15 protein-coding genes, 1 tRNA gene and 2 pseudogenes are annotated in these 17971 nt (G+C 29.6%); 16 read left to right on the top strand and 2 right to left on the bottom strand.

Annotated features, from left to right (window positions below; all coding sequences use genetic code 11):
- The 14 genes and pseudogenes from EO126_RS11170 to EO126_RS02445 all read left to right on the top strand — a co-directional run.
- Positions 1-121, top strand: a pseudogene (locus EO126_RS11170) (IS30 family transposase); the annotation flags it as partial.
- Positions 122-238: 117 nt separating this feature from the next.
- Positions 239-712, top strand: coding sequence for a tRNA adenosine(34) deaminase TadA (gene tadA, locus EO126_RS02510; RefSeq protein WP_127007368.1), 474 nt, complete (start codon positions 239-241; stop codon positions 710-712).
- Positions 691-779 (top strand) — tRNA-Ser (locus EO126_RS02505). The genes tadA and EO126_RS02505 overlap by 22 nt, the downstream gene beginning before the upstream one ends.
- Before the next feature lie 301 nt (positions 780-1080).
- Complete coding sequence (locus EO126_RS02500) at positions 1081-1839, top strand: N-6 DNA methylase (RefSeq protein WP_006555726.1); 759 nt, start codon at positions 1081-1083, stop codon at positions 1837-1839.
- A 12-nt stretch (positions 1840-1851) separates the two neighbouring features.
- Positions 1852-2801 (top strand): annotated as a pseudogene (locus EO126_RS10900) (IS3 family transposase); the annotation flags it as partial.
- 398 nt (positions 2802-3199) lie between these two features.
- Positions 3200-3679: a Csac_0668 family 2Fe-2S cluster-binding (seleno)protein gene (locus EO126_RS02485; RefSeq protein ID WP_000700631.1), complete on the top strand. Its 480-nt coding sequence runs from the start codon at positions 3200-3202 to the stop codon at positions 3677-3679.
- Between the two features lie 66 nt (positions 3680-3745).
- Complete coding sequence (locus EO126_RS02480) at positions 3746-4075, top strand: RNA methyltransferase (protein WP_240631441.1); 330 nt, start codon at positions 3746-3748, stop codon at positions 4073-4075.
- A gap of 153 nt (positions 4076-4228) precedes the next feature.
- The gene (locus EO126_RS02475; protein ID WP_127007366.1) at positions 4229-4450 is read left to right on the top strand and encodes a helix-turn-helix domain-containing protein; all 222 of its coding nucleotides are present in this window, start codon (positions 4229-4231) and stop codon (positions 4448-4450) included.
- On the top strand, positions 4447-5475 hold the full coding sequence (locus EO126_RS02470) for a DNA adenine methylase (RefSeq protein ID WP_127007364.1): 1029 nt from the start codon (positions 4447-4449) through the stop codon (positions 5473-5475). Before EO126_RS02475 ends, EO126_RS02470 begins: the two co-directional genes overlap by 4 nt.
- The gene (locus EO126_RS02465; protein WP_127007362.1) at positions 5472-6320 is read left to right on the top strand and encodes a DNA adenine methylase; all 849 of its coding nucleotides are present in this window, start codon (positions 5472-5474) and stop codon (positions 6318-6320) included. The genes EO126_RS02470 and EO126_RS02465 overlap by 4 nt, the downstream gene beginning before the upstream one ends.
- A gap of 8 nt (positions 6321-6328) precedes the next feature.
- Entirely contained in the window at positions 6329-8098 is a 1770-nt protein-coding gene (locus EO126_RS02460) for a restriction endonuclease FokI recognition domain-containing protein (protein ID WP_127007360.1), read from the top strand.
- A gap of 22 nt (positions 8099-8120) precedes the next feature.
- Positions 8121-10286 (top strand): sensor histidine kinase, encoded by a 2166-nt coding sequence (locus EO126_RS02455; RefSeq protein WP_127007358.1) that lies wholly within the window; start codon positions 8121-8123, stop codon positions 10284-10286.
- Positions 10287-10289: 3 nt separating this feature from the next.
- Positions 10290-11570, top strand: coding sequence for a hypothetical protein (locus EO126_RS02450; protein ID WP_127007356.1), 1281 nt, complete (start codon positions 10290-10292; stop codon positions 11568-11570).
- 34 nt (positions 11571-11604) lie between these two features.
- Positions 11605-12846: a DNA cytosine methyltransferase gene (locus EO126_RS02445; protein ID WP_127007354.1), complete on the top strand. Its 1242-nt coding sequence runs from the start codon at positions 11605-11607 to the stop codon at positions 12844-12846.
- 148 nt (positions 12847-12994) lie between these two features.
- Here EO126_RS02445 and EO126_RS02440 read toward each other — a convergent pair whose 3' ends face one another.
- Together EO126_RS02440 and EO126_RS02435 are read right to left on the bottom strand one after the other, a co-directional pair.
- A complete protein-coding gene (locus EO126_RS02440) occupies positions 12995-14227 on the bottom strand; it encodes a hypothetical protein (RefSeq protein WP_127007352.1) in 1233 nt (410 codons plus the stop codon).
- 215 nt (positions 14228-14442) lie between these two features.
- Entirely contained in the window at positions 14443-15423 is a 981-nt protein-coding gene (locus EO126_RS02435; protein ID WP_127007350.1) for a site-specific integrase, read from the bottom strand.
- Positions 15424-16038: 615 nt separating this feature from the next.
- Between EO126_RS02435 and EO126_RS02430 the strand changes: the two genes are divergently transcribed.
- Together EO126_RS02430 and EO126_RS02425 are read left to right on the top strand one after the other, a co-directional pair.
- Positions 16039-16203: a hypothetical protein gene (locus tag EO126_RS02430; protein WP_438362043.1), complete on the top strand. Its 165-nt coding sequence runs from the start codon at positions 16039-16041 to the stop codon at positions 16201-16203.
- A gap of 87 nt (positions 16204-16290) precedes the next feature.
- Entirely contained in the window at positions 16291-17964 is a 1674-nt protein-coding gene (locus tag EO126_RS02425; protein WP_127007348.1) for a recombinase family protein, read from the top strand.
- The last annotated feature ends 7 nt before the right edge of the window (positions 17965-17971 follow it).

The following is a 17971-nucleotide window of genomic DNA, read 5'->3' as shown; positions in this document are numbered from 1 at the left end:
TGGTGTAATGCACTGCCACGCAAAATTCTAAATTACCGGACACCACAAGAAGTATTCATTGAAGAAGTTAATAAGTTACTGGGTTTTTAAAAGTGTTCAATTTCATATTGCAATTTACTAGAAATTTTTATTTTATAAACGTAAAAACCATGATACAATATATACGGTTCAAATTTGGTAACTTGTCGTATGATTGCGTATGGCTGTAAGTAGTGGCGAATCCTAAGGAGGTAAGGGCATGACGGATGCAGAATATATGCTGGAAGCTTTAAAAGAAGCACGTAAGGCCTATGACCTCGGTGAGATTCCAATCGGTGCCGTTATTGTTAAGGATGATGAGATAATTTCACGACATCACAATCGTCGGGAATTGGATCATGATGCTACGGCTCATGCTGAGATTTTAGTCATCCGCGAGGCCTGTGAAATACTTGATTGTTGGCGGTTGACCGGTTGCACGCTTTATGTTACTATAGAACCGTGTCCGATGTGCGCCGGTGCTATTATCAACAGTCGAATCGATCGTGTTGTGTATGGCAGCAGCGATTACAAAGGTGGCGCTGTGGAATCTTTATTCAATGTGCTGACTCATCCGGGGTTGAATCATGAGCCTGAGATTTTAAGCGGTGTGATGGCCGATGAATGCAGTCAGATAATGAAAGATTTCTTTAAAGAGCGTCGTAAAAATAAGGAGAAGTACCCAAGAGGCTGAAGGGACCGCACTCGAAATGCGGCAGACCGGCAACGGTGCGAGGGTTCAAATCCCTCCTTCTCCGCCATATTCAGACAAATAAAAATGATATAAAAGATATAAACTTAAAACGTCTTACAACCTTAAAAAAATAGGCTGTAAGACGTTTTTTATTTTCGTTTTAATTTTAAAACGAAAAATTAGTTATAGGAGGATTGGATTTTATCATATTAATATAAAACGAGATGACTTGAATGGTGTAAAAAGGAGCAAAATACTTGAATTTTTATGATATAATAACATCAAATACATAAAGAAATAATACTGAAATTTTTATAAAAATGTGGGAAGAAGAATAATAATGCAATCTTTGCAAAATGGAGGTAATAATGATAAATAGTCGGATTCGTCAATTAGAGCGCGAATTGTGGGAATCTGCGGATCTACTGCGTTCAAATTCCAATTTGAACTCTAATCAGTATTGTATGCCAGTTCTTGGGCTTATCTTTTTACGCTATGCTTATAATCGCTTTAAAATGGTAGAGACTGAAATTTTAAAGGTGAGACCTTCACGCGGTGGTCGGAATTTACCCATTGAAGTCAGTGATTTTGCGGTTAAGAGTGCTTTGTTTTTACCAAAAGAGGCTCAATACGAATATTTAATGCAGTTACCAGAGAATATTGCAGCGGCTAATCTTAAAAGTAAAGATGGTCATTCCATGACAAGTCTCGGCGAAGTTGTTAATAATGCAATGTTTTTAATCGAAGAACAAAGTGAGCAACTTGTTGGTGTATTACCTAAGACGTATACAGAATTTTCGGATGCTATTTTATCGGAGCTTCTTCGTATATTTAATAACTCTGCTCTTGATGATATTGAGGGTGATGTTGTTGGCAGAATTTATGAATATTTTCTAAATAAATTTTCTAAGAGCGTTGCATCAGATGATGGAGTGTTTTTTACACCTAAGTCGCTTGTAAAAATGATTGTAAACATTATTGAACCACAAAAAGGTGTTCTGCTTGATCCAGCTTGTGGGTTTCGTGTCATAATAGTGATAGAGGCAAATAGTTGTGTAAATATAAGGAGTTCAAGACTTCTACCAAAGTTTAAAACTCAAAAAATAAATAGTTGGTGTGCTGCTTAGAGTATCCATTTTGATAATGTGGATGCGAAACAAAAAGAGATAATCAGACTTCGTAAAAAATTGAAACAGGTTGAAATGGAGAATGATATTTTAAAGCAAGCTGCACTACTGTTAGGCAAAAAATAGACCTCATTATCTCGAACCGAGATAAATATAGCATTAGTGCAATGTGTAGACTACTTGGGGTCACAAGAAGTTTAGTCTATTATCATTTGAACAAAGAAAAAGATGTGAAATTAGATGAAGATGAAAAACTAATAGAAGAAATAAAAGAAATATTCAGAAGAAGTAGAAACAACTATGGAACACGCAAAATAAAAAAAGAACTAGGGAAAATTGGATATAAAATATCGAGAAGAAAAATAGGCCGAATAATGAAGAAAAATGGCCTAGTCTCAAACTATACAGTAGCACAATATAAAGTAATAAGATCCAAATGCAACGAAGAAGACATCCCTAACCTTTTAAATAGATAATTTGACAATAGAGACTATTTAGAAGCAATAGTAAGAGACCTAACATATGTAAGAGTAGGAAAAACATGGAATTATATATGTTTAATAATAGACTTAAACAGCCGTGAAATAATAGGATACTCATCAGGTAAAAACAAAGATGCAAATCTAGTAGCAGAAGCATTTTACTCAATAAGGCAGCCACTAAATCGTATAAAAATATTTCACACAGACAGAGGAAGAGAATTTAAAAATATAAAAATAGAAGAAATATTAAAGGTATTTGGGATAAAAAGATCGCTAAGTAAAAAAGGAAGCCCATATGATAACGCAGTAAGCGAAGCAGTCAATAAAGTAATGAAGACAGAATTCATATATCAGGAGAACTTTACTAATTTCCAAGAACTTAATCTAAAATTAGCAGAATACGTATATTGGTATAATAACCTAAGAATTCATGGATCTTTAGGATATAAAACACCAGTAGAATATAGAAAAGCAGAATAAAAAGCTCTGGAAGTTTCATAAATTAAATAAAATATATGAACAGACTGTCAAGGGCAAATTTCAACGAAATTTGGGCGAAGCCTTTACCCTTGATTGTCTGAGAATATATTTTATAATCTAAAGAAACTTTCAAGCTTGATAATGTTCGGTTATAAATTGTCTAAAAAAGGGTCGCCATTCCATGTATTTGGGTTCATTAGAAGAATGCCGAGCAATGGGTAACATGACGCTGATGTGTTTATACACAAAAAAGCTACACGTGCGTTGGCTGACAACAGGGAGCTAAGTAAATTAACACCAGCTAAAATGTTTGACGCTATTAATAAATGACAAGTATATGAAATTGGTTTTACCTAGTTTAAAAAAGAAATTATAATGAAAATATGGAGGCTAAGAATATGAAGATTAATAATGAATGTTGTTGTGGATGCAAAACAGAAAAGCCGGATCAAATTAAAGACAATTGTCCTGTATGTAATAATGAAGGGATTTCCGTTAGTAAAGTAACTGTTGAACATCTAGTGGTAGATGATTATCGTAATGCTGTTAACGGAGATCAATATAAGATTTGCATGAACGAGGACTGCGACGTTGTTTACTATAACTTAGATAATGAAATAAAATTCTTGAAAGACCAAGTTAGAGTTCCTATCTGGTTTAAGAAAGATGCAGATCCTAAGTATGCTTGTTATTGTAGCGAAGTCACAGAAAATCAGGTAATTGAAGCAGTTGTAAAGCATGGCGCGAAATCCGTAAAAGAAGTAAATGCCATCACTGGGGCAATGAAAAATTCTAATTGTAAAGAAAACAATCCGTTGGGAGTTTGTTGTCATAAGATTATTCAGGAAGCTATCGATAAAGGCTTGAAAATGAAATAATTACAGTCGATATGTTCCTACAAACGAGAGCCAATCTTTGATATGTTTCCATCTACGAGCGTGGATATGTTCCCCATAACCATAAGGGTTGAGACGGTAGCACTATTGTCCAAACTAAATACAGAGCACCATTTAGATATAGAAATAGGTGAAGATGAATTATCTGAAATTGACTTTTCAAAAGACGCAACTTATGGAGAAATTAAAAAACATGTGTTAGATAAATATGAACTAAAAGTTTCAAGCCTATATATTGCACAAATAAAAAGGAAACATGGTCTAATAGAAAGAGAAAATTATAATCTTAGTAAGAAAGAAAAACAAAGAGTGCCAAATTGCCCAGAAGAAAAAGAAAAAGCAATAGAAAATGCTTTAGAGTATTTTGGAATGATTTAAGAAAAATAATGCCTCAGATTAGATTCTGAGGTTTTATTTTTTACTTATTTTAACGCAGTAAAACATATAATTGAAAGGAATCTATGTTATATGCTATAATTAGGTAGTTAATCTATACATTTAGAAAGGTAAAATATAGAATTGGAGAATGATATGGGGTTTTCATATAATAAATTATGGAAGTTATTAATAGATAAAAATATGAAAAAAACAGACTTACAATGTGCAATTGCAACAACACCCAAGACAATAGCAAAAATGGGAAGAGACGAAAATGTAAGTTTGGAAACATTAGGAAAGATTTGTGAGTATTTTCAATGTGATATTGGAGATATTATTGAATACAAAAGAAAGAACGAAGAGGAAATCAAATGAGATTCATTGGTGGCAAAACGCTGATTATACCATATATAATAGAGTTAATTAAAGAAAAAACAATAGATGTGAAAAGTATATCAGATGTATTTGCTGGTTCAGGAGTAGTCTCTCGTGAATTTAAAAATTTAGGATATGATGTTATATCTAATGATTTGATGTATTTTTCATATGTATTATTAAGAGGGACAGTTGGGATAAACTCTAAATTAGAATTTAAGAATCTTAATATATCAAATCCAATAGAACATTTAAATAATCTTAATTTAGAAAATATGAATTTAGATTTAGAAAACTGCTTTATTTATCAAAATTTTAGTCCTAAGGGTGGAAGGATGTATTTCACAGAAGAAAATGCTTTAAAAATTGATTTAATTAGGGTTCAAATTGAAAATTGGTATAACGATTCTCTTATCAATGAAGACGAGTATTTTTATTTACTTACGTGTCTTATAGAAGCTGTACCTTTTGTAAGCAATATAACTGGTGTATATGGAGCTTATTTAAAGTACTGGGATAAAAGAGCTTTAAATAATTTAGAATTAAAAAATGTAGATTTATCAATTAATAATTCAGTAGGACAAGCATATAATGAAGATTCTAATAAATTAATTGAAAATATAAAAACAGATTTAGCCTACTTTGATCCACCATATAATCAAAGACAGTATTTGCCCAATTATCATGTATTAGAAACAATAGCTAAATATGATTCTCCTAAAATAAAAGGAGTAACTGGATTAAGAGATTATTCTGAACAAAAAAGTGACTATTGTAGAAAAGATTCTGTATTTAATGCTTTTGAAGATTTAATAAAAAATACTAACTCGAGATATATTCTTCTTAGTTATAATACAGAAGGGTTATTATCCCATGATGAGATCATTAGTATTTTAGAAAAATATGGAAAGAAAAATACTGTGAACTATAAATTTATAGATTATAAAAGATATAAAAACGCACAGACAAATAAAAATAAAAACTTAAAAGAAGTATTATATTTTGTAGAAAAGGAGCAAATATGAGTGAAAATTATATAAAATCACCATTTAATTACATTGGAAATAAACATAGATTATTAGCTCAAATATTGCCTTTGTTTCCTCAAAACATAGATACCTTCTATGATGTATTTTGTGGTGGTCTAGATGTTTCTGTTAATGTTAAAGCTGATAGAAAAATAGCTAATGATATAAACTATTTTGTAATTGAAATTTTAGAAATGTTTAAAAGGACTGATAGCAAAGAACTTTTACAAGATATTGATGATGTAATAAGTAAATTTAATCTATCCAAAGAAAACAAAGAATCTTATTATGAATTTAGAGAATATTACAATAAAAATAAAGATCCGCTTTTGCTATATGTTTTGATGTGCTATTCCTTTAATTATCAGTTTAGGTTTAATTCAAATCATGACTATAATAATCCTGCTGGAACTAATAGGAGTAGTTTTAATGAAAATATGAAAAACAGACTTACTTCCTTTAGAGACAAACTTTATAACATAGAATTTAGCAATAAGAACTTCAAAGAATTTGATTTCTCTAAAATGAAAAGTTCAGACTTTTTATATTGTGACCCCCCTTATAGAAGCTCTGTAGGTTCATATAATGATGGTAAAAGAGGATTTGAAGGCTGGACTCTTGATGATGATCTAGCTTTATTTGAGATATTAGATGAATTAAATGATAGAAAAATTAAGTTTGCATTATCAAATGTATTTTTTAATAATGGATTAGCTAATAAAGAGTTACAAGAGTGGAGTGGAAAATATAAAGTCCACTTGTTAAAGATAAACTACTCAAACAGTAATTATCAACGTAATAAGCTAGGCGAAACCAAAGAAGTTTTGATTACAAATTACTAGGAGGAAGTATGGCAGAGAGAACTTTAGGTTGGATTCAAAATCCATCAAGTTTTGAAAATCTAAAAAATGTAGTTTCTGTATTTGATAAAAACACTGAATTGTACAATGAAATTTTAAATACTAAACTTCATAGCTTGGTGGAAGATTTGGATTTAAGAAATAAATTGTTATCAGAAATGAGAAAAGAACCTCTGGAAATGGACTATGTTTTACTTAAAGGGCATGGTATAAAATCAGGACAAAAACGATCTGATGCAAAATGTAGTGGTATTGTTCAAGCTGCAATAACAACACAAGGTGGTAGAGCATACACAGATGACTGGACTGCAGATGGTTTTTTAAGATGGGGTATATCCATAGGTCTATTAGATTATGATTCAGAAAAAGATACTGTCTCTATAACACAACTGGGAAAGGATTTTGTTTACTCAGATTCTGAAGATTTGGATAAAGAAATATTAACTACTGCATTTTTATCATATCCACCAGCAGTAAGAATTTTGACTTTATTAGAAAATGGTGAGCATTTAACTAAGTTTGAATTAGGAAAACAACTTGGTGGACTTGGAGAAGCTGGATTTACCTCTATACCTCAAGATTTATATATCCAAGCAATAGAACTAGCAGCTGATAAAGACAAAGCAAGTATTCGTTCAAATACAGAAGGTTCAGCTGATAAGTATGCTAGGATGATTTCTGGCTGGTTATCTAAAGTCGGGTTAGTTCAAAGAATTGAAAAAGAAGTTTCTACTAAGATAGGTAATGTCGAGTATAAAGTTAAAATTGGTCATTCTTTTAGAATTACATTAAAAGGAATCAAAGAATTAAAAAGGGCAAGGGGTATATCATCTTATTCAAAGACTGATAAAATAGTGTATTGGCAAATGTTAGCAACTAAGGGCAAGGACAGAGACTATATTAGAAATAGGCGTGGACATATAATTAATTCAATTACTAATAGAGATAGAACCTTAGAAGATATAAAAGTTTATCTGTCAGAAAATGATATAAAAGAAAGCATTGCAACAATAGAAGATGAATTAAAAGTTATTGAAGCGATAGGATTATCAGTTAAACATGGTAGGAATGGATATTCGATAGATGATAATATAATTAAATTGGCAATTCCAAGAACAAAGATTTCTAAGACTAATGTATTGGAATTAAAAGACAAAGTTAGGGATAGATTGAAGTATGTTGATCACAGATATCTCGCACTAATTGATTTAGCTTATGACGGAACTGCCAATAGAGATTTTGAGATTCAAACAATAGACCTTTTAATTAATGAACTTAAGTTTAAAGGGGTTCGTCTAGGAGAAAGCAGAAAACCAGATGGAATTATATCTTATAATATTAATGGCGTAATTATAGATAACAAGGCTTATTCTACTGGATATAATCTACCAATTAATCAAGCAGATGAAATGATTAGATATATCGAAGAAAATCAAACTAGAGATGAAAAAATAAATTCAAATAAATGGTGGGAAAGCTTTGATGAAAAAGTTAAGGATTTCAACTATTTATTTGTATCATCTTTCTTTAAGGGAAACTTTAAGAATAATTTGAAACATATAGCTAATAGAACTGGTGTAAATGGTGGAGCTATTAATGTAGAAAATTTATTGTATTTTGCAGAAGAATTAAAAGCTGGAAGATTATCTTATATTGATTCATTTACCATGTATGATAATGATGAGATATATGTAGGAAATTTTAGTGACTACAGTTATGTTAAATTTGCTGCAGAAGATCAAAGTGATTATAGAGTTTAGTTATTTATTTGAGGTGATAAAAATGAAGAGTTATTTTGAACCAACTGGAAGACTAATTATGTCTATTGGCAAAGATTTGATTAAAGATTTACCGGCGGCTATTGTCGAATTAGTGAAAAATTCATATGATGCTGATGCAACAAATGTACAAATGATATTTAAAAAAAATAAAGATTCAGTTGAAATAATTGTAAAAGATGATGGTCATGGGATGTCAAAAGACACGGTTCTAGGAGCATGGATGGTACCATCCACTGATTACAAATTAAAAAACAAAACAAGTCCAAAAGGAAGAATATATCAGGGGAGGAAAGGCATAGGACGATATGCTGTTTCCTTATTAGGTAACAAATTAAAATTATCAACTATACATGATGGATTTAAGACTCTTGCTTTTTTTAACTGGAGTGACTTTAATACTAATAAAAAGTTGTCTGATATTCCTGTTGATATTGAAACTGAAAAAACTAATGAAGTATCAGGAACAACTTTGTATATTACAAATGATATTGGGAATGATTTATCTGAAAGGATATCAGATGAAGATACAAAAAAAATTGAAATAGAACTTTCACGACTTTTATACGATAAAACAGATTTCAGTATAGAAGTTTGCTATGAAAATTTTTTTGATGACACAAGTAAAAACATATGTAAGTTTATAGAGCCAGTTGAATTTTATGATACATGCCATTATAGGCTATTTGGTTGTATTAATGAAGACTTTTCTTATGAATTAAAATATTGTAATTACTATTCAGGCAAAGAAAAAATGATTAATGGACAAATTGATATATTTTCGAAGGAAGATTTAACAAAATGTGGTAAAATTATGATTGATTATAGGGTCTATGACAAGGATCCAGAGGGAATAGAAATAATTGCTAACTTCATCAATAATACACAGGATGCAAGATATACAAAAACAGATATAAGGAATATTTTAAAGGAGCAATCAGGTATAAGTATATATAGAAATGGATTTAGAATAAGACCTTATGGAGATCAAGGATATGATTGGTTAAACTTAGACGCTCAGCGTGTTCAAAATCCTACTTTGTCAATAGGTTCAGAACAGATTAATGGGCGAATCAGCATTGAAGATGAAGAAAAGTCTGGGTTAAAAGAAAAAAGTGCAAGAGACGGACTTTATGAAAATGATAGTTATTGGACATTACAGAAAATTGCTAATTTTGCATTAAGCATTTTAGAAAAAGAAAGATTTAAGTATAGGCGAGATAGAAAGCCTAAAAAGAAAGATAAACCTTTGGAAAAACTGTTTGATTTTAGCAATGTAAAGTTAAATGTAGAGAAATCAATTGAAAAAACAAGAAAAGAATTGAAGAAAAGTCCAGAGAAGCAAGAAGAAATTTTTGAAGTATTAAATAAAGAAGTGAGCCAAGAAATTATAAATTTAGAAAAAGAAAAAGAAGAAGATTTTTTAGAAGTAAAAGAAGCGATTGCTATTTATCAAAAACACACTACTCTAGGGAATGTCATTAGTGTAGTTTTACATGAGGGCAGAAAGCCTTTATCATGGTATACTAATAAAATTCCATCAATAGAGGAGTATTTAAAAAATTCATATCAAAGTGATGAGTTAGGAAAATATAGCTATGAAAAACTATCGAAAGATATGCAAAAATTAAGTGCAGAAGCGAAAAGACTAAGTGTATTTTTTAATCGCTTAGATCCGCTTTCATCTAATAAGAGAGGAAGACGTAAAAAAACAAGCTTGAATAATCTAATCAAGAATGTATTAGAACTTTTCCAAGAAGTATCAGACGAGCAAGGAATTAAAATGAAATTTGTATCATCTGACGAATTCTATGCTAATATAATACAAGAAGATTTATATATGGCTTTAACAAATATTATTGAAAACGCAATATTTTGGGTTAAGTATACAGATGAAGCTACTATGAATATTGATGTTTCAATTTTTGATAAAGATGATAAAGTATTTGTTGAAATATCAGATAATGGAATAGGAGTTTCAACTGATGATTTAGTAGATGATATTATTTTTACTCCTGGATATTCTGCTAAAAAAAGAGTTATTGAAGATAACGGTACTGGACTAGGATTAGCTATAGCAGGAGAAGCTGTTCAAAGGAATAATGGTAAATTGGAAGTAATTGATGCAACCAACGGAGCTTGCTTTCGAATAACATTGGATAGGAGCTAAGATATGGACGATTTTAAGATATTACTGGTAGATGATGATTATGAACAAAGAGAACAATTGCAGGAAACTATTGACAATTATAATAAAAAGTTATTTATAGAAGAACTTAGAAATAGAAGTGTTATCGATGATGAAAAATATATTTCTAAGTTGATGATGCTTGAAAACAAAGAAGCGGTATATAAAAAACTACAAGAAGATGGCAAAATAAGTGATGAATTTGATATATTAAATAAAATTGAAATTTCTTTTGAAGTTGCCACGACACCTGAAGAAGCTGCCATTGCACTGTTTCAGAATAATTTTGAGGCTGTCATAGTAGATTTAATGCTAGTACCGCAAAAAGATATAGGTGAAGACGATGAACAAATATCAGGTAATATTTTATTAAAGAATATTATTGATAGAGAAATTATTCCAATTATTGTAAGAACTGGTTTTAGTCAAAAAATCAGTGAATATGTTGATACAAATATTATAAAAGTTCAGTCAAAAGATGAAAGCTCATTTGAAGATGTAATAAGTGAATTAATTAATTACTATGAAGACTCTATTTTCCGTTTGCTAGGATCTAGAGGTAAAGTAAATAATAATATAAAAGAATTTTTTTGGGAAATTATACCAGAGTGTTTCTCTAATAAAAAAGAAGAATTAATGGAACTGAATAAAGAAACGCAAGAATTTGTATTGATTCGTTATATCTCTAGTTGGTTAAGTAACAGATTTATGTTCAATGAAAAATATTTAGATGTCGAACCTATAGAAATGTATATGTTCCCAAACCCTATCACACAGGTTTGCAGTTGTGATATTTATGAAGATTGTGATAACAAACAAAAGTTTTTAGTATTGACTCCAGCGTGTGACTTGGCAAATTCAAAAACAAATGAGATTCTCTTTGCTAAAATTAAGAAGTATGATGAAGTTCAAGGCTTTAGTGATATATTAGAAAAATGCTTAAATAAAGACGGGAATGAAATATCTAATAAGAACAAAAATAAGATTGCACAATGGTCAAGAAACTCTGATCAAAGATCTATGAGGTATCATTTCTTACCTAAAGTTAGTTTTTTTGAGGGTGGATTTATTGATTTTCGTTCGTTGATAACTTTAGAGTATGATTATGAAAAGAATCAGTTTAAGGATAGAAAATTAAAAAAATTAGGAGTTATTACAGACGTTTTTAAAAGAGATATAATTGCAAGATTTAGTTCTTATTATCATAGGCAAGGACAACCATCATTTAACACAGAGAGTATCTTAAATAAACTATTGGAAGGCTAATTAACATTATATATATTTAGAAAGGAGGTTGACAATGAAAATCATTGATATTTTTTCAGGTGGTGGAGGATTAAGTGAGGGATTTAGAATAGATGAATTCCAGTTTATTTGTCACATTGAAAAAGAAGCATCAGCATGCTTAACTCTTAAGTTAAGAAACATATATTATTATTTAAAGGAACTTAATAATTTAGAGTTATATAACAAATATCTTAGGAAAGAAATAAATTTACAAGAGCTTATAGAAGTAATCCCAGGCTTTATTTTAGATGATGTGTTAAATTTAGAGATTAATGAAGAAACTATTTTAGATGTTTTTACTTTTATTGATAAAAGACTTAACGGAGAACATTTAGATGGCATAATTGGTGGACCTCCTTGTCAAGCATATTCCACAATTGGTAGGTTTAATAATAAGCATAAAAAAGAAACGGATGAAAGAATTTATTTATATGAATATTATGTTCAGTTTTTAGAAAAGTATAAACCAAAGTTCTTTGTGTTTGAAAATGTCAAAGGATTACTTTCGTTTAAAGATTATAAAGATAATCCATTGCTACCAATGATTATAAAAGAATTTGATTCTGCTGGTTATGAAGTTAGATATGAAATTATAAATGCTGAAGATTATGGAGTCTGTCAAAGAAGAGAGAGACTGTTTTTAGTAGGTTTTAGAAAAGATATTGAAGTAAAGAAAAATTTCTTCGAGATATTAAAAACCTATCAATCTAAGGCACCTACAATAAAAGAATTATTTTCTGATTTGCCGAACTTAAAAGCAGGTGAGTTTAAAAATGAATATTCGAAATCAATTGATGAATCAGAAGTCTCTCAAGAATATCGAGATGTTTTGACGGATGTATTAACACAGCATATTAGTAGGTCAAATAACGAGAATGATTTAAAAATTTATAAATTAGTTTCGGATGCGAAGAAAGAAGGATTAAATCTAAAATATAACGAACTACCAGAAGAGTTAATTACACATACAAATACTAAATCTTTTTTAGACAGATACAAGGCTATTGATAGTAATTCAGTCTCACATACAGTTGTTGCTCATATTTCAAAAGATGGGCATTACTATATACATCCAGATAGCTCCCAAAATAGATCTATAAGTGTAAGAGAGGCAGCGAGAATACAAGGTTTTCCAGATAATTATTATTTTGAATCTTCTAGGACATCTGCCTTTATTCAAATTGGAAATGCCGTGCCACCTAAGCTATCAAAAAATTTAGCAGCTACAATTTTAAAGACTTTAGAAATTGATTAGAGTCTACCTCTCCACCTCTCTTCCATAATAATTTTCATAGTTTTTCAATGCTCAACAAGATTAAAAGATAGCTCTTTATTCGAAGAATACTCTTGCATAAGGGTGTTCTTTTTTATTGTAAATTATCAAGCTTTTATAGTATTTAAATTTAGTTCAATTCTAAATTAATATATTTCCTAACTGTATTCCTTGATAGCTTAAACTTCTTCGCAGTTTCAGTTATATTTCTATTCTTATGATAATATTCTTTAACTGATAAAATTAATTTTTCTTTTTCTTCTCTTCTTTGCTGAGCTATAAATTCTTTATTGGTATGAGGTCTAAGACATGACATATATTGACTTTCTTCCTCTGTAATTTCGAGCCATTCCATAATTTTTTTGTTTGACAATTTTTTATATTTAGGAGCTAAATTTTTTTCAGTGCTACTAAATTTTGACTTTATATATCTTTCTTTTTCAAAATCTCCACCTATTAAGCTACCAATTTCATATAAAATATCTTTAGATAGGTCTCCATTAATAATTGTCCAAGCTGCTTGAATCATTATTTTATCTCTACTTCCTACAAGTGTGTTATTTTCCTTCCTTATTTTAATTAATGTTTTATAATCAGCAATTCTTTTTAAGCTTAGTTTTTTAATGTTTGCTTTATGGACATAATTGTTATTATTTATATTTTTCTCTGGTTTTAACTCATTTATCCACAATCCGAGATAATATCTAGGAAAGTCGTTAATATCTATTAGAGTACCCCTTGCTTTAGCTGAGCTATTATAGGATAAAGGTAATCTTATAATTTGTAATACATTTGATCCAACATTTTTATCTAAGTCAATGTTTTTTAATGCATAGATATCTGAACCTTTTAATTCAGAGATTTTTTCATACAAACTTTCTTTTAGATATGCTGCACAATCTTGGTACAAACTTATCTGTTTTTCTTTTTTTATTTTGTCTTTATAAAAATAGACGGGTTCTATTAAATAAAACAGATGTAACCCTCTACCTGAATTAAGTATTATATGAGGACAAAGGACATCATCAAAGACATTAAATGTTTTTAATGCGTTATAAACTTGCTCTGCTTTTTCATGGCTCCATTCAGAAGATCTGCAGTAATCTAGGTCAACAACAATGTAAGAAACACGCTTTATAGTATCTAAATCAATAATTGCTTTGCTTGTTGTGTTATTAAATGAAGGGAATCTTTCAGCAACTGAAATATAAATATTTTTTCTGTTATAATATTGAAGTTTTTCAAGCTCTATAAATTTAACTGTATGCTTTCTGCTTTTTATCCTCATGTAGACAATTCTTTTCTCATCATTCTTTGGATAAAGAAGGTTTAGAAGTTCATCTCTAATCTTATTATCTGACATAAAACGCTCCTTTTAATTTCTTAAATGGTATATGTCAGAAAATTTTTTAGAACTTCGTTTTTATATCATATCTTTGATTAAACATAAGTGGTAAAAAAATCCCCTATTACAGGGGTACTTTACTGATGCCTTGGCAACATACATACTTATGTTATAATAAGTTAACTTTAAACTACTATTTATAGACATAGATTTTACATATACATCCATTTATTTTAGTACAGATAAGATTGAGCTATTACATCAATACGATTATGTCCTAAGTATTTGCTGGTTATTAACATAGCTTTTCGATCTAATATTTCTCCAGCTTTATCATTTCTCATGATGTATCTTTCTCCGCCTTCTGAAATTAAACCACCAGGTATTTCATCGATTGGTCTTGCATAATGATTATAAATTCTCTTGGCGTATACTGCTCTGTAGTAGTGGTTGTCATAATGAGAAGGTAATTTTGGTGCTATTTTAAGCTCTCCAGCTTCTTTAAAAATATTTATTATTTCTTCCGTTTCTTCTTTATCCTTGCCCATGATTAAAGCTAAGCGTTTTTTCCCGCCCTTTCCTTGTCTAACTTTTACATAATATTGTCCGTTGACTTCTTTTAAATCAACCCCTCTTACAGCTTCCATTTCTTTTTTTCTTAATCCTGTAGAGCTTGTTATTTTAGAAAATTTTCTTTCTAGATCTTCTGATATGTGTTTATCTCTATTAGCTTCATATCGACTTCTTTTGATTGATTTTCTTGTCCTTGGTGGTGTCGCTATGAAGTTTGTAGATGATGTTCTTAAAACCTTTGATATAGCGGATTTGGCTGTGCTAATTGAGTAAGCAGATAAGCCTTGATTAGTTAAGCTTTTCAGATATTCATTTACATGTTCTGTTTTAACTTGTTGTATTTTCTTTATTTCAGGATAATTTTCTTTCAAAAATTCTGCAAATTTATAACATTGTTGTTTGTAAGTTTTATAAGTTGTAACGCTATAAATTTTATTGTATGCAGTGGCTGATGAATCGTGCTTATCATCATTTCTTGATGTACTCATACCATCATTTAACATTTTTGTTAATCTATCATAAATCTGTTTTTTTAAAATGTATTTCTGCTTTCTTTTATTCCATTTTTTAGTTTTTTTCTTTTCTTCATCTATTGTTCCAAATGCTTTGTTAAAAGCTTCGTTTGTGATATTAAAAGACATAGAATGCTCCTTTCAAATATATAACTATCTTTTTAAAATTAAAGCTCTTAAAATCGATTCTAGAGCCTTATTTGCTACTCTAATTGTTAAGACTAAGCTTTTTATACTACCGAGTCCGTAGAAGCTTATAAGTTGTCTAATCTAAGACAAAACACATTTTTTAAAGAGCTTGGCTTGCTCTAAAGTACACATTTTTAGATTGATAGCTTGGCTTGCTATTTAATGCTTTTGTAAGTGTATTCCTACACTATACATTTTTTTACCTACTTAAAATTTTTGCTCTATAAATCTTTTTTATTTTTTTCCTTACTCCATATTTTGCAACTTCCTTTCTTTGTTTCCTCATTTTTTATCACTTCCTTTTTTGTTTTCTCCATGCCATCAATTTTCTATCTATAATTTGTCAGAAAGAGTCCTTAATAACAAAAGAGTTTAAAAACTTATCCTTGGCAAGTACCCTAAATCTGTTTATACGTCCATAAATGGAGCGTATAAACAGATTTTTTGTGAGTAAAATAAATTAATAGTATTTTTTTGTAAATTAGATTATTAGGTAAGTTCTAAAAAAATTTCTGACATATACAAGTTGAAATTAAAATATCGGAGGATTTCAACTTGGATAATATGTCAAATAAAAATAATCAATTAGATTCTTTGGCTGTGCTTCTTCAAGAATTAATAGAAAAGTATGTAGATCAAATAGACTTTGAAAAATTGGAAGTACCGCCAAGACTTTCAGAAAAAAATAAAAATGAGGATAATATTAATTCTTCGGATTAGGCTACTGCATTGACTTTTATATTAAGACTTATGTAAAATGTAGGTATAACTATAACGTGAAAATATGTCCAAACTAAAGGTGGAAAAATGAAAAAGAAAAAAGCGTATGTATATACAAGAGTGTCAACATCTATGCAAATTGATGGTTACTCACTTGATGCTCAGGAAGAAAGAATAAAACAGTATGCAAAAGCTTATGATATAGAAATAATAAAAACCTATAAAGATGCTGGAAAATCAGGAACATCTATTTCAGGTAGAAATGAATTCATAGCTATGCTTAATGATATAGAAGCTGAAAAAGATAAAGTTGATTATGTAATGGTTTTTAAATTATCAAGATTTGGAAGAAATGCAGCGGATGTATTGCAGTCATTACAAATCATGGAAAATCATAATGTAAATCTAATTTGTGTTGATGATAGTTTAGACAGCTCTAAAGATTCTGGAAAACTTGTTATAACAATTCTTTCAGCAGTAGCAGAAATGGAACGTGAAAATATACTTTCTCAAACTATGGAAGGTCGAAAACAAAAGGCTAGAGAAGGTAAATGGAATGGTGGTTTTGCTCCAATTGGCTATTCCTTAGATAATGGAGAATTAGTTGTTAATGAAGATGAAGCTAAAGCAGTAAGGATGATTTTTGATTTATATGCTAATTCAGATATGGGAGCCAATGGAGTATCTAAGTATTTAGTTTCTTTAGGTATTAATAAACCTATAAGACAAAATGGCAAGAATCCATATTTTTCAGCTAGTTTAATAAGACAAATATTGGACAATCCTGTATATAATGGGAAAATTGCATATGGAAGAAGAAAAACGATTAAAGATAAAACTACTGGTAAAATTAAATTAGAAAAATCTGATCATTATATTATAGCTCAAGGAAATCATGAACCTTTAATTGACGATGAGTTGTGGAATGAAGTACAGGAAAAAAGAAAATCTCAAGCTAAAAAGTATGAAAAGGTAAATAGAGGAAAAGATGAAAGAGTTCATATCTTATCAAATCTAATAAAATGCCCATATTGTGGTGCTGGTTTATATGGAAATAAAAGCCGAAAACGTAATAAAAACAAAGAAGGAGAGCATTACAAAGATTATTACTATTACGGTTGCAAGCATCGACAAATGATGAATGGACATACATGTACTTTTAATAAACAAATTAGGGCTGAATTAATTGAAAAAGAAGTAGAACCAATAATTACTCAAATAGTTAGCAATCCTACTTTTGCCAAAAAAATTGAAGAAAAAATCAATATTCAAATAGACACTAAAAAAATTGACGAAGTTATTAATAAGCACTTAGCGAAGATTAGGCAATTAACAGGTACAAAAGCATCACTAATTAATCAAATAGACTCTTTAAATTTTGAAGATAAGCATTATGATAGAAAATATACTGATTTAAATCTCAGACTTGATGCAATATATGATCAGTTAGAATATGCAGAAATGCAGTTAAATGATAGCAGAAAAAGGAAAGAGGCAATTCTTGAAGAAAAAATAACCTCTGATAACATCTACAAGATTCTTATTAATTTTAATAGCCTTTATTCAGTTCTTGGAGATATCGACAAAAAGAGATTGCTCAATGAATTGATAGAAGAAATTCAGATTTATGATGAAAAACCTAAAAATGGAACTTGGATAAAATCGGTTGTTTTCAAGCTTCCGCTTATAGATTATGACATTGACTTTAGTTTGGACAAAATAGATAATGTCGAGACTATAGCGTTGATACAAAAGATGTAAATATAGA

The organism is Veillonella seminalis (assembly GCF_003992065.1).
GTDB classification, from domain to species: domain Bacteria; phylum Bacillota; class Negativicutes; order Veillonellales; family Veillonellaceae; genus Veillonella_A; species Veillonella_A seminalis.
This window is presented reverse-complemented; position numbering and strand designations above follow the sequence as displayed.